Consider the following 11,975-nt stretch of genomic DNA (forward strand, 5'->3'; position numbering starts at 1 on the left):
TCGCTCACGCCTCCTTGAACGGGAAGCCGAGGTGACGAAGGAGCGCGCGGCCCTCAGCGTCGTTGGTCGCCGTGGTGACCACGGTGATGTCCATACCCCGGACGCGGTCGATCTTGTCCTGGTCGATCTCGTGGAACATGACCTGCTCCGTGAGACCGAAGGTGTAGTTGCCACGGCCGTCGAACTGCTTGGGGGACAGGCCGCGGAAGTCGCGGATGCGCGGGAGCGCGAGCGACAGGGTGCGGTCCAGGAACTCCCACATGCGGTCGCCACGGAGCGTGACGTGGGCACCGATCGGCTGACCCTCGCGCAGCTTGAACTGCGCGATGGACTTGCGGGCCTTGGTGACGGCCGGCTTCTGACCGGTGATCGTGGTGAGGTCGCGGATGGCGCCCTCGATCAGCTTGGAGTCGCGGGCGGCGTCGCCCACACCCATGTTGACCACGATCTTGACGAGGCCGGGGATCTGCATGACGTTCTCGTACTTGAACTCGTCACGCAGCTTGCCCGCGATCTCCTCGCGGTACTTCGTCTTCAGACGCGGAGTGGTGGTGGTAGCCATCAGATGTCCTCACCCGTCCGCTTGGCAACGCGGATCTTGTTGCCTTCGTCGTCGAAGCGGTAGCCGACACGCGTGACGACCTTGTTGCCATCCTTCTCAACGACCAGCTGGACGTTGGAGACGTGGATGGGCGCCTCGGTCGTGACGATGCCGCCCGCCTGCGAACCGCTGGCGGTGGGGCCGGCCTTGGTGTGCTTCTTGACCCGGTTGACACCCTCGACCAGGACGCGCTCGTCGCGCGGGTAAGCGGCAATGACCTTGCCCTGCTTGCCCTTGTCCTTACCGGTGATGACCTGGACCAGGTCGCCCTTCTTGATCTTCATGCTTACAGCACCTCCGGCGCGAGCGAGATGATCTTCATGAACTTCTTCTCGCGCAGTTCACGGCCGACGGGGCCGAAGATACGGGTGCCGCGAGGGTCGCCGTCGTTCTTGAGAATGACAGCGGCGTTCTCGTCGAAGCGGATGTACGAGCCGTCCGGACGGCGGCGCTCCTTGACGGTGCGAACGATGACCGCCTTGATGACGTCACCCTTCTTCACGTTGCCGCCGGGGATCGCGTCCTTGACGGTGGCGACGATGACGTCACCGATGCCCGCGTAGCGGCGACCGGAGCCACCGAGCACACGGATGCAAAGGATTTCCTTCGCACCAGTGTTGTCGGCGACACGCAGCCGCGACTCCTGCTGGATCACGTCTATCTCCTGTTTGTCTGCCGGTTCCCTCCGGGTCGGGTCGAACCCAAAGAGCCTGGCGGAACTCTCCTGCGGGTGAACTCCCGCAGGAATTACATGGCCGCCCGGCGGGCCGCGTGAGTCCCCCGCGCGCTGAGCGCCGGTGATTCACCCGGCCCGGCCGGTTTCCCGGCGAGGGGGTCCGTGAGTCGCCCCACGGAGCCCCTCGCCAGGACGGCGAATCTGTCTGCGGGGCGAGGCCCCGCAGGGATTACTTGGCCTTCTCGAGGATCTCGACGATGCGCCAGCGCTTCGTCGAGGACAGCGGCCGGGTCTCCGCGAGGAGGACACGGTCGCCGACGCCGGCGGCGTTCTGCTCGTCGTGGGCCTTGAGCTTGTTCGTACGGCGGATGACCTTGCCGTACAGCGCGTGCTTCACGCGGTCCTCGACGGCGACGACGACGGTCTTGTCCATCTTGTCGCTGACGACGAGACCCTCACGGGTCTTGCGGAAGCCGCGGGCCTCTGCGTTCTCAGTCACGTTCTTCTCGCTCATGCGTTCTCCACCGTCTCGATGCCCAGCTCACGCTCGCGCATCAGGGTGTAGATCCGCGCGATGTCCTTGCGGACCGCCTTCAGACGGCCGTGGTTCTCGAGCTGGCCCGTCGCCGCCTGGAAGCGGAGATTGAACAGCTCTTCCTTGGCCTCGCGGAGCTTCGCAAGAAGCTCCTCGTTGCCCAGCTCGCGCAGCTCGGACGCCTTGGTACCGGCCGACATCACGCTTCACCTGCCTCGCGCTTGACGATCCGGCACTTCATCGGCAGCTTGTGGGCCGCACGAGTGAGGGCCTCACGCGCAATCTTCTCGTTGGGGTACGACAGCTCGAACATGACGCGTCCGGGCTTGACGTTGGCGATCCACCACTCCGGGGAACCCTTACCGGAACCCATGCGGGTCTCGGCAGGCTTCTTGGTGAGGGGACGGTCCGGGTAGATGTTGATCCAGACCTTGCCGCCACGCTTGATGTGGCGGGTCATGGCGATACGAGCCGCTTCGATCTGACGGTTCGTCACATACGCCGGGGTCAGCGCCTGGATGCCGTACTCGCCGAACGCGACCTGCGTGCCACCCTTGGCCATACCACTGCGCTTCGGGTGGTGCTGCTTGCGGTGCTTGACCCTACGGGGGATCAGCATGACGGTCAGGCCTCCGTTCCGGTGCTCTCAGCCGGAGCGGCGGCAGCGGGAGCCTCGGCCTTGGGGGCCTCGGCGCCGGCAGCCTGCTGCGGCTTGCGACCGCGCCCGCCACGCTCGCCACCACGGCCACCACGGGCCGGGCGGTCGGCGCCGCCACGGGCCGGGCGGTTACCCGCACGGGCCGCAGCGTTCTCGGCGCGGACCTCGGCGATGTTCTTGACGTCGCCCTTGTAGATCCAGACCTTCACGCCGATGCGGCCGAAGGTCGTCTTGGCCTCGAAGAAGCCGTAGTCCACGTTCGCGCGGAGCGTGTGCAGGGGCACACGGCCCTCGCGGTAGAACTCCGAGCGGGACATCTCGGCGCCACCGAGGCGGCCACCGCACTGGATCTTGATGCCCTTGGCGCCCGCCTTCATCGCCGACTGCATGCTCTTGCGCATGGCACGGCGGAAGGAGACGCGGGAGGAGAGCTGCTCGGCGACGGCCTGGGCCACGAGCTGGGCATCCGTCTCGGGGTTCTTGACCTCGAGGATGTTCAGCTGGACCTGCTTGCCCGTCAGCTTCTCCAGCTGACCGCGGATCTTGTCGGCCTCCGCACCACGGCGGCCGATGACGATGCCCGGACGCGCGGTGTGGATGTCGACGCGGACGCGGTCACGGGTGCGCTCGATCTCCACCTTGGAGATGCCCGCGCGCTCCATGCCCTGCGTCAGCATGCGACGGATGGCCACGTCTTCCTTGACGTAGTCCTTGTACAGCTTGTCGGCGTACCAACGCGACTTGAAGTCGGTCGTGACACCGAGCCGGAACCCGTGCGGGTTTACCTTCTGGCCCATTACCGGGTTCCTTCCTTGCTGCTGACGACCACAGTGATGTGGCTGGTCCGCTTGCGGATCCGGTAGGCACGGCCCTGGGCGCGCGGCCGGAACCGCTTCAGGGTCGGGCCCTCGTCGACGTAGGCCTCGGAAATGAAGAGGCTGTCGGCGTCGGTGTGGTCGTAGTTGTGCGCGGCGTTGGCGATGGCGCTGTCGAGCACCTTGCCGACCGGCACGGAGGCTGCCTGCGGAGCGAATCGCAGAACAGCCTGAGCCTCCGTGGCATCCATGCCACGGATAAGGTCCACCACGCGGCGGGCCTTCATGGGCGTAACGCGGATGTACCGCGCCTGGGCCCTGGCTTCCATGGTTGTCCCTCTCAGTTACTTACGTGTCTGAATGCGATCCGCTACTAGCGGCGCTTCGACTTCCGGTCGTCCTTGACGTGGCCGCGGAAGGTGCGGGTCGGCGAGAACTCGCCGAGCTTGTGGCCGACCATCGACTCGGTGACGAACACCGGGATGTGGGTCTTGCCGTTGTGCACCGCGATCGTGTGGCCCAGCATCGCCGGGACGATCATCGAGCGACGGGACCAGGTCTTGATGACGTTCTTGGTGCCGGCTTCGTTCTGGACGTCCACCTTCTTGATCAGGTGGTCGTCGACGAAGGGCCCCTTCTTCAAGCTACGAGGCATCTCAACCCGTCCTTAGCGCTTCTTGTTCGTCTTGCGGCGGCGGACGATGTACTTGTTCGACGCCTTCTTGGGCGAACGAGTACGGCCTTCCTTCTTGCCCCACGGGGACACAGGGTGGCGACCACCGGAGGTCCGGCCCTCACCACCACCGTGCGGGTGGTCGACCGGGTTCATGACCACACCACGGACGGTCGGGCGAACGCCCAGCCACCGCTTACGGCCGGCCTTACCCCAGTTGATGTTGCTCTGCTCGGCGTTGCCGACCTCACCGACGGTGGCGCGGCAGCGCACGTCGACGAGACGGATCTCGCCGGACGGCATGCGGAGGTGGGCCATGGAGCCCTCCTTCGCAAGGAGCTGCACGGACGCACCGGCGGAGCGGGCGAACTTGGCGCCGCCACCGGGACGGAGCTCGATCGCGTGGATCGTGGTACCGACCGGGATGTTGCGCAGCGCCAGGTTGTTGCCCGGCTTGATGTCGGCGCCCGGACCGTTCTCGACGCGGTCGCCCTGCTGCAGGTTGCGCGGGGCGAGGATGTAGCGCTTCTCGCCGTCCGCGTAGTGCAGCAGCGCGATGCGCGCGGTGCGGTTGGGGTCGTACTCGATGTGCGCGACCTTCGCCGGCACGCCGTCCTTGTCGTGACGACGGAAGTCGATCACTCGGTAGGCGCGCTTGTGTCCGCCACCCTGGTGGCGAACGGTCACACGACCGGCGTTGTTACGGCCGCCCTTGCTGTGCAGGGGGCGGACCAGCGACTTCTCCGGCGTGGACCGCGTGACCTCGACGAAGTCGGCGACGCTGGCGCCACGACGGCCCGGCGTAGTCGGCTTGTACTTGCGGATTCCCATTTCTCAGTCCTCGTCCGATATCGGACGATCCAGACCGCCGTCAGGCGGTCGGACCGCCGAAGATGTCGATACGGTCGCCCTCGGCGAGGGTCACGATCGCGCGCTTGCTGCCGGCACGCTGACCGAAACCGGTCTTCGTGCGCTTGCGCTTGCCCTGGCGGTTGATCGTGTTGACCCCGGTGACCTTGACGTCGAAGACCGCCTGGACGGCCTGCTTGATCTGGGTCTTGTTGGCGTTGGGGGCGACGATGAACGTGTACTTGCCCTCGTCGAGGAGCGCGTAGCTCTTCTCCGACACGACCGGCTTGAGCAGCACGTCACGGGGGTCCGTGAAGGACTTGCTCAGCGGGGTCTCGACGGTGTTCTTGCCCTCGGTGGCGTGACGCTTCGCCTTGGCGACGCGCGCGGCCTTGGCGGCCTTGGCGGCCTTCGAGGCGATGCTCGGGTGGCGCGTAGCCATCAGGCTTCGCTCCCTTCGGTGTCATTGGCCTTCGGGCCGGACACGAAGGACTCGAAAGCGGCCTGGGTGAAGACCACGTCGTCCGAGACGAGAACGTCGTACGTGTTCAGCTGGCCCGGCTCCAGGATGTGGACCTGGGGCAGGTTGCGCGCGGAAAGCAGCGCGGCCTCGTCGGAGCGCTCGATGACCAGGAGCACGTTCTTGCGCTCGCTGACCTTGCCGAGGAAGCTCTTCGCGGCCTTGGTGGAGGGGGTGTCGCCCTCGACCACGCCGGTGATGACGTGGATACGAGCGTTGCGGGCCCGGTCGGTGAGGGCGTGGCGCAGGGCCGCGGCCTTCATCTTCTTGGGGGTCCGCTGCGAGTAGTCACGCGGCGTGGGGCCGTGGACGACGCCACCGCCGGCGAACTGCGGCGCACGGGTCGAACCCTGGCGCGCGCGGCCGGTGCCCTTCTGGCGGTACGGCTTGCGGCCACCACCGCGGACCTCGCCACGACGCTTGACCTTGTGCGTGCCCTGACGGGCGGCGGCAAGCTGCGCGACGACGACCTGGTGAAGCAGCGGAACGCTGATCTTCTCGACGTCGAAGATCTCGGCCGGGAGCTCTACGGTCCCGGCGTTGTCGCCGGAGGGCGACAGAATGTCAATGGTGCTCATAGTCCTCAGGCCCCCTTGGCCGCGGTGCGGACCAGGACGAGGCCGCCGTTCGGACCAGGAACCGCGCCCTTGATGAGGAGCAGGCCCTTCTCCGCGTCAACGGCGTGAACGGTCAGGTTCTGGGTGGTGACCCGCTCGTTGCCCATGCGACCCGCCATGCGCATGCCCTTGAAGACACGACCGGGGGTGGCACAGCCACCGATGGAACCGGGCATGCGGTGCACACGGTGGGCACCGTGGGACGCCTTGCCACCCTTGAAGTTGTGGCGCTTCATGACACCCGCGAAGCCCTTGCCCTTGCTCTTCGCGGTGACGTCGACCTTGACGCCCGACTCGAAGACCTCGGCAGTGATCTCCTGACCCAGCGTGTAGTCGCTGGCGTCGGAGGTGCGGAGCTCCACCAGGTGGCGGCGCGGGGTGACGTCGGCCTTGGCGAAGTGGCCCTTGAGGGGCTTGTTCACCTTGCGCGGGTCGATCTCGCCGAAGGCGATCTGGACCGACTCGTAGCCGTCGACGTCGTTCGTACGGACCTGGGTGACGACGTTGGGGCCGGCCTTGACGACGGTGACCGGAACAACACGGTTGTTCTCGTCCCACACCTGCGTCATGCCGAGCTTCTCGCCCAGGATGCCCTTGATCTGCTTAGCCATTCTCAGATCACCGACCCTTAGAGCTTGATCTCGATGTCGACACCGGCCGGGAGGTCGAGTCGCATCAGGGAGTCAACGGTCTTGGGCGTCGGGTCGAGGATGTCGATCAGGCGCTTGTGCGTGCGCATCTCGAAGTGCTCGCGCGAGTCCTTGTACTTGTGCGGCGACTTGATGACGCAGTACACGTTCTTCTCAGTGGGCAGCGGCACCGGGCCCGCGACCGACGCACCAGTGCGGGTCACCGTCTCGACGATCTTCTTCGCCGAGGAGTCGATGACCTCGTGGTCGTAGGCCTTGAGCCGGATGCGGATCTTCTGTCCCGCCATGGCTACTCAGTAGTCCTGTCTTCTCTCACGCTCTGGAACCCGGCAGTTTCACACTGCCTTCTCTCCGACCCACGCGGTCGGGCGTGTCGCACTTCCGCTGACGCAGATGCCCATCACTGGAACATCCCTCCAGGGAATGCACACGGCCCTGCCGGAACCGCGGGACGGGGGCGGAAGGCCCACCGGGCGCCTGGTCGGTGCTGCGCCCACGCTTCCCGGAAGATTCCCGTACGTCCAACCCCAGGGGGTTGACGAGTACTGTGGGACTCGCTTCCGGTCCTCCCGGCGGGAGGCGCGCAGCATCAACACTCGACCGAGCAACTCCGACAGTCTGCCATATGGCCCACCCCCCTGGCCAATCGAGCCGAGTAGATTACCCCGGGAGTGACGCAGGTCAAACCAGACGGGCGGCCGGGGTGGTAACTCCGACGCGCAGCGTGCCGTCGGCGGCGGCCGCCAAGTGGGCCACGCTCCCGTCGTCGGGGTTGCGAGCAAGAATGCTGGAGGCTCCCGTCGGGGCGGGAACATGCCTGACTGCCCATCCGCTGCTGTCGAAGTGCGCCCGCGCCCGGTCCAGCGCCTGGACAGCAGTCTCGTCCGAGATCGGCTGCGTCGCCCACGCGTGGTGCGCGAACACGTCCCCGTTCTCCTGGTACGTGGCCAGCCCCTCCCCCTGCCGGGCGCCCCCGGCCGGAACGCGCAGCGCGTCATAGACACGACTGGAGTGCTCGCGGGCACGACTCTCCGCCTGCTGGTCCGAGACCGTCCGCCGGAGCGATGCGGGGTCGGTGGCCGTCGGCTCCTCCGCGTCGAAGCAGGGGGAGGTGACGCTGATCGCCGCCAATCCCTCCTGCTTGGCCTTGTCCAGGACACCGGTCAAGGCCGTCATCCAGAAGTCGTCGGGCACCGTACGCATGCTGACGGAAGGAAACGGGTCGGACCAGTCACCGTCGGAGCCCTGGAACTTGTAGCCGCGCTTGACCCACGCGTCCCTGGCCTGCCGCACCAGCTTCTTGGCGTCCTGGCCAGAGACTCCCGTCAACTGGTAAGTGAGGCTGACCTGCAGACGTTCACCCGCGCTGTGGTCATCAGCCAAGCAGTCACCCAGCGGGGTCGGACCGGCAGGCTTGAGAGTGGGCTTGGGAGACATACCAGCAACCGCCTCCTGCACAACCTGTTCCGCCCGCTTGGTTGCCTTCTGCTCATCCATCATGACCTGCTTTGTGGGTGTGCCATCGGTCGTACCTGCAGTCTTCCCCGAGCCGCATCCCGTCACCAGCAGGGCCAACAGGGCCACGAGCGGCACGCAGCATCGCAGCTTCACGGAGTTCCTCCGGTCGCGATCTTCGCCATGGCTTTCAACGAATTCCCCTCCCAGTACTGCGAGTGCGCAGGCATCAGGCCGTCCGATCCGGGCAGCTTCCCGTCCGCGACCGCGAACGTCCGCCCACCGAATTCGTCGGACGTGGGATCGTACCCGTACATGATCGAGTGGTCGTCGAAGAGACGTGCGTACGCCTTGGGGTTTAGCGGCGCCAACGCTCCGGCCGGCGGCGGCGCGAGATTCACCAGGTCGTTTTTCGCTGTCGCCGCGTACACACGGTCAACCGGAAGGTTGAGATCCTGAGCGTGATTCACCCCGACACCTGGGCTACCCACCAGGATGGCATTGTCAACTGGTAGACGCGGATAGTCGCGCATCGTCTCACCGGCCACGAGCGTGCCATAGCTGTGACCGAGGACCGTCGAGTTCACGTCGCCGTCATGGGTGGTGTCGATACCAGTCAGGAAATCACTCAACGACCCACGGGCGTCGTCGGCGTATTTCGGGTCGGTTGCATCGCCCAACAACTCCTGCGGCGCGTCGTATCCCAGCCACATGATCGATGCGGTCCTATGCCCGGGATCGACGACGGTGGCCTGGCCCTGGAGCACATCGGCTCGACGGATGTCGCCACCGATGCTGCTCAATTTCGTACCGGTCCCTGGCACATAGGTCACCACGTTATCCGCTTTGTCCGGATTACCGATAGAGATGATGACGCGCCCATTGTTCTTGTCATCGAAACCCAACAGGTACGGACGGCCCTCGTCCCTCGGGTAGCTGTCGAAGCGCGTCTGGATGGCTTCCATGCCCCCCAGCGGTGCCCGCGCATCCGCGCGTGCCTCTTGCCAGTCCAGCCACTCCTGGCTCTCGACCTGGACGCCCTTCATCACGGTCCCTGTCATCGGATTGATGTAGTCCGTGTACTTCTCCGGCTCCGGGTGCTTCTTGAGCCACGCCTCGTAGCCCAGCGCCGCCTTGCCGTGAGCTTCGGAGAGGACCGTGCGGTTGGCCTCGTCACGGATGTCGGCAGGAAGGCCGTCCATGGCACCGACCGCGCCGGGGTGGACGGACAAGTAGTCCGCTCGCTGCTCGTCCGTCAGGCTCTTCCACCATGCGGCGTTGTCTTTCGGTCTGCCATCCGTCGGTGGGTGAGGAAGCGACTCCAGGTAGTCGGCCGCGCCCTTGAGGACACCACCGGTGTCCCGCTCCACGTCCGTCCAGTCGCTCGACGAGACCGTCAGGTCGTCATCGGCCTTGAGAGCCCGCAGCTTGGGAGCCCACTTGTCGTCCGCGTCCGCGGCTTCCTGGAGAGCAGCCGTTATGCGGTCTGCGATGTCCTGGGCAAGCCGATAGTTGGGGTTGGGGTCGAAATTGCCGGCCTGCCGGTTGATGGCGGCCACCGTCGGGTCCATGGTCCCGGAAGCTGCCCCGCCGTCCGGAAGCTTGCCGTCGTTCTTCTCGCCCCCGGCCGGGTAGGTGACTGTACCGGCGGAGTCCACCGTGAACTTCGCGGCCTGCGCGTCCTCCAGTGCGGCCACCAGTTTCCTCTTGGCCGCTTCGATGTCGTAGGCGAAGCCTTCCAAGGCTGTGGCGACCAAGCCACATTCGACCTGCACATAGTGGAAGTTCTCGGACAGGGCTTGAAGCTGCTGGACTGCCGCTGTGGCGGCCTCCCCCTTGAGCGCCTGTTTCATAGCTCGAATGATCTGGTTGTCGACGCGCTCCTTCGCGGAGGCGGCGCCCTCGCCGGTGGCACGGTAACCGTCCGCCGCATCGGAGTATTCGGACGGCTTGATGGCCTTCAGTGTCGCCAGGTCCATGACCGCCGATCACTTCCCGTGCTTGCCGGTGGCCGGCGTGTCAGCGTAGGCCGTCCTCATCGCACCGATCTCGGCCTTGATGGCCTCTTCGGTCCTCAGCTCGTTCTTGCCGGCGCTCTCCAGCACAGTCGCCAACTTCGCGCAGCGGTCGCTCACCTTGGTCACGTACTTCTTCCAGGACGCGAAGACATCACTCTGAGCTGCGGCGGTCTGACAACCGGCCTGCTTGGCGAGGCCCTCCTGGCCGTCTTCAAGACGCCCGCGGGCCTTGTCCATGCCGTCACGCAAGGCAGCAACGTCATTCCCGGCCTTCGCCCAAGCGGGACGGTCGGAGACAAGCGTGCCCGACCCGCCGGCATCGGACGGGACGCCGTTGAGTTGCATCTGCGCGGATTGCCGCCCGACAGAAACCGCCTTGGCCTGCTCCCACTCACTCCACGCCATTTCGCGTCCTCCCCCTGGTCGAGCCGTGCTTCGACGTACGCTAGCGCGTCTTGCGCATCCCTTGATCCGCCCATGCTCAGAACGGGCCACGGGCAGAACAGCGAAGAGGCCCGCACGACCGAAGTCGTGCGGGCCTCCCCGGGTCAGTCAGTGACCCTCAAGCAAGGGGTACTTACTTGACGATCTTGGTGACCTGGCCGGCGCCCACCGTGCGGCCACCCTCGCGGATGGCGAACTTCAGGCCCTCTTCCATGGCGACGGGCTGGATGAGCGAAACGGTCATCTCAGTGTTGTCGCCCGGCATGACCATCTCGGTGCCCTCGGGGAGGGTCACGACGCCGGTCACGTCCGTGGTACGGAAGTAGAACTGCGGGCGGTAGTTGTTGAAGAACGGCGTGTGGCGGCCACCCTCGTCCTTGGACAGGATGTAGGCCTGGGCCTCGAACTCGGTGTGCGGGGTGACCGAACCGGGCTTGATGATGACCTGGCCGCGCTCGACGTCCTCGCGCTTGATGCCGCGGAGCAGCAGACCGACGTTCTCACCGGCCTGGCCCTCGTCGAGCAGCTTGCGGAACATCTCGATGCCGGTGACCGTGGTGGTGGTCTTCTCCGGCTTGATGCCCACGATGTCGACGGTCTCGTTGACCTTGAGGACACCACGCTCGATACGACCGGTGACGACGGTGCCACGACCGGTGATCGTAAAGACGTCCTCGATCGGCATCAGGAACGGCTTGTCGACGTCACGCTCGGGCTGCGGGATGTTCTCGTCCACGGCCTTCATGAGCTCGAGGACGGTGTTGCCCCACTCCTTGTCGCCCTCGAGCGCCTTGAGCGCCGAGACCTTGACGACCGGCAGGTCGTCGCCCGGGAACTCGTACTCGGAGAGGAGCTCACGGACCTCGAGCTCGACGAGCTCCAGGATCTCCTCGTCGTCCACCATGTCGGCCTTGTTCAGGGCGACGACGATGTACGGAACGCCGACCTGGCGGGCCAGGAGCACGTGCTCCTTGGTCTGCGGCATCGGGCCGTCGGTGGCGGCGACCACGAGGATGGCGCCGTCCATCTGCGCGGCACCGGTGATCATGTTCTTGATGTAGTCCGCGTGACCGGGGCAGTCGACGTGGGCGTAGTGACGCGTCTCGGTCTGGTACTCGACGTGCGCGATCGAGATGGTGATACCGCGCTGGCGCTCCTCGGGAGCCTTGTCGATCTGGTCGAAGGCCGAGGCCTCGTTCAGGTCCGGGTACGCGTCGTGCAGCACCTTGGTAATGGCGGCCGTGAGGGTCGTCTTACCGTGGTCGATGTGACCGATGGTGCCGATGTTGACGTGCGGCTTAGTCCGCTCGAACTTCGCCTTCGCCACTGGGTCCTCCTGTGGAGTGGTTCTGGTACGCCTTACTCATCGGCGCCAGGTGATCTTTGCTGGGATGCCGCCCGCCGGGGTCTTTCCGAGTGGTCCGACCCCGGCGTTCGGTGTCAAGCCTAAAGCGTGCAAACGCG

Annotated in this window: 18 protein-coding genes; all 18 read right to left on the minus strand. The window is 65.9% G+C overall.

Features of this window, described 5'->3' with window-relative positions; all coding sequences use genetic code 11:
• Nucleotides 1–4: 4 nt before the first annotated feature.
• Nucleotides 5–562, minus strand: a complete 558-nt coding sequence (gene rplE, locus ACWCV3_RS03705) for a 50S ribosomal protein L5 (protein ID WP_007494758.1) — start codon at nucleotides 560–562, stop codon at nucleotides 5–7.
• Entirely contained in the window at nucleotides 562–885 is a 324-nt protein-coding gene (gene rplX / locus ACWCV3_RS03710; RefSeq protein ID WP_018543913.1) for a 50S ribosomal protein L24, read from the minus strand. The genes rplE and rplX overlap by 1 nt, the downstream gene beginning before the upstream one ends.
• A 2-nt stretch (nucleotides 886–887) precedes the next feature.
• Nucleotides 888–1,256 carry a 50S ribosomal protein L14 gene (gene rplN, locus ACWCV3_RS03715; protein WP_003992364.1) on the minus strand — a complete coding sequence of 123 codons (369 nt, stop codon included), beginning with the start codon at nucleotides 1,254–1,256 and terminating at the stop codon, nucleotides 888–890.
• 250 nt (nucleotides 1,257–1,506) lie between these two features.
• Entirely contained in the window at nucleotides 1,507–1,791 is a 285-nt protein-coding gene (rpsQ, locus tag ACWCV3_RS03720; protein ID WP_030811683.1) for a 30S ribosomal protein S17, read from the minus strand.
• Nucleotides 1,788–2,012 carry a 50S ribosomal protein L29 gene (gene rpmC / locus ACWCV3_RS03725; protein WP_007494763.1) on the minus strand — a complete coding sequence of 75 codons (225 nt, stop codon included), beginning with the start codon at nucleotides 2,010–2,012 and terminating at the stop codon, nucleotides 1,788–1,790. Before rpmC ends, rpsQ begins: the two co-directional genes overlap by 4 nt.
• Nucleotides 2,012–2,431 carry a 50S ribosomal protein L16 gene (rplP, locus tag ACWCV3_RS03730; RefSeq protein ID WP_030811678.1) on the minus strand — a complete coding sequence of 140 codons (420 nt, stop codon included), beginning with the start codon at nucleotides 2,429–2,431 and terminating at the stop codon, nucleotides 2,012–2,014. The genes rpmC and rplP overlap by 1 nt, the downstream gene beginning before the upstream one ends.
• A gap of 5 nt (nucleotides 2,432–2,436) precedes the next feature.
• The gene (gene rpsC, locus ACWCV3_RS03735) at nucleotides 2,437–3,267 is read right to left on the minus strand and encodes a 30S ribosomal protein S3 (protein WP_030811675.1); all 831 of its coding nucleotides are present in this window, start codon (nucleotides 3,265–3,267) and stop codon (nucleotides 2,437–2,439) included.
• Nucleotides 3,267–3,614: a 50S ribosomal protein L22 gene (rplV, locus tag ACWCV3_RS03740; protein ID WP_003974262.1), complete on the minus strand. Its 348-nt coding sequence runs from the start codon at nucleotides 3,612–3,614 to the stop codon at nucleotides 3,267–3,269. Before rplV ends, rpsC begins: the two co-directional genes overlap by 1 nt.
• Before the next feature lie 44 nt (nucleotides 3,615–3,658).
• Nucleotides 3,659–3,940, minus strand: coding sequence for a 30S ribosomal protein S19 (rpsS, locus tag ACWCV3_RS03745; protein WP_003948639.1), 282 nt, complete (start codon nucleotides 3,938–3,940; stop codon nucleotides 3,659–3,661).
• A gap of 12 nt (nucleotides 3,941–3,952) precedes the next feature.
• Entirely contained in the window at nucleotides 3,953–4,789 is an 837-nt protein-coding gene (gene rplB, locus ACWCV3_RS03750) for a 50S ribosomal protein L2 (RefSeq protein ID WP_030811669.1), read from the minus strand.
• Nucleotides 4,790–4,829: 40 nt separating this feature from the next.
• Nucleotides 4,830–5,249, minus strand: a complete 420-nt coding sequence (gene rplW / locus ACWCV3_RS03755) for a 50S ribosomal protein L23 (RefSeq protein WP_030811665.1) — start codon at nucleotides 5,247–5,249, stop codon at nucleotides 4,830–4,832.
• A complete protein-coding gene (rplD, locus tag ACWCV3_RS03760; protein ID WP_030811662.1) occupies nucleotides 5,249–5,905 on the minus strand; it encodes a 50S ribosomal protein L4 in 657 nt (218 codons plus the stop codon). The genes rplW and rplD overlap by 1 nt, the downstream gene beginning before the upstream one ends.
• Before the next feature lie 5 nt (nucleotides 5,906–5,910).
• Entirely contained in the window at nucleotides 5,911–6,555 is a 645-nt protein-coding gene (gene rplC / locus ACWCV3_RS03765; protein ID WP_030811658.1) for a 50S ribosomal protein L3, read from the minus strand.
• Between the two features lie 17 nt (nucleotides 6,556–6,572).
• Nucleotides 6,573–6,881, minus strand: coding sequence for a 30S ribosomal protein S10 (rpsJ, locus tag ACWCV3_RS03770; RefSeq protein ID WP_003948644.1), 309 nt, complete (start codon nucleotides 6,879–6,881; stop codon nucleotides 6,573–6,575).
• A 394-nt stretch (nucleotides 6,882–7,275) separates the two neighbouring features.
• Entirely contained in the window at nucleotides 7,276–8,094 is an 819-nt protein-coding gene (locus tag ACWCV3_RS03775; RefSeq protein WP_451217832.1) for a hypothetical protein, read from the minus strand.
• A 107-nt stretch (nucleotides 8,095–8,201) separates the two neighbouring features.
• Nucleotides 8,202–10,028, minus strand: a complete 1,827-nt coding sequence (locus ACWCV3_RS03780; protein WP_451217835.1) for an alpha/beta hydrolase — start codon at nucleotides 10,026–10,028, stop codon at nucleotides 8,202–8,204.
• Nucleotides 10,029–10,037: 9 nt separating this feature from the next.
• Nucleotides 10,038–10,472: a hypothetical protein gene (locus tag ACWCV3_RS03785; protein ID WP_451217838.1), complete on the minus strand. Its 435-nt coding sequence runs from the start codon at nucleotides 10,470–10,472 to the stop codon at nucleotides 10,038–10,040.
• A 172-nt stretch (nucleotides 10,473–10,644) separates the two neighbouring features.
• Nucleotides 10,645–11,838 (minus strand): elongation factor Tu, encoded by a 1,194-nt coding sequence (tuf, locus tag ACWCV3_RS03790; RefSeq protein ID WP_030811655.1) that lies wholly within the window; start codon nucleotides 11,836–11,838, stop codon nucleotides 10,645–10,647.
• Nucleotides 11,839–11,975 lie beyond the last annotated feature (137 nt).

It is taken from the genome of Streptomyces sp. NPDC001781 (assembly GCF_053596035.1).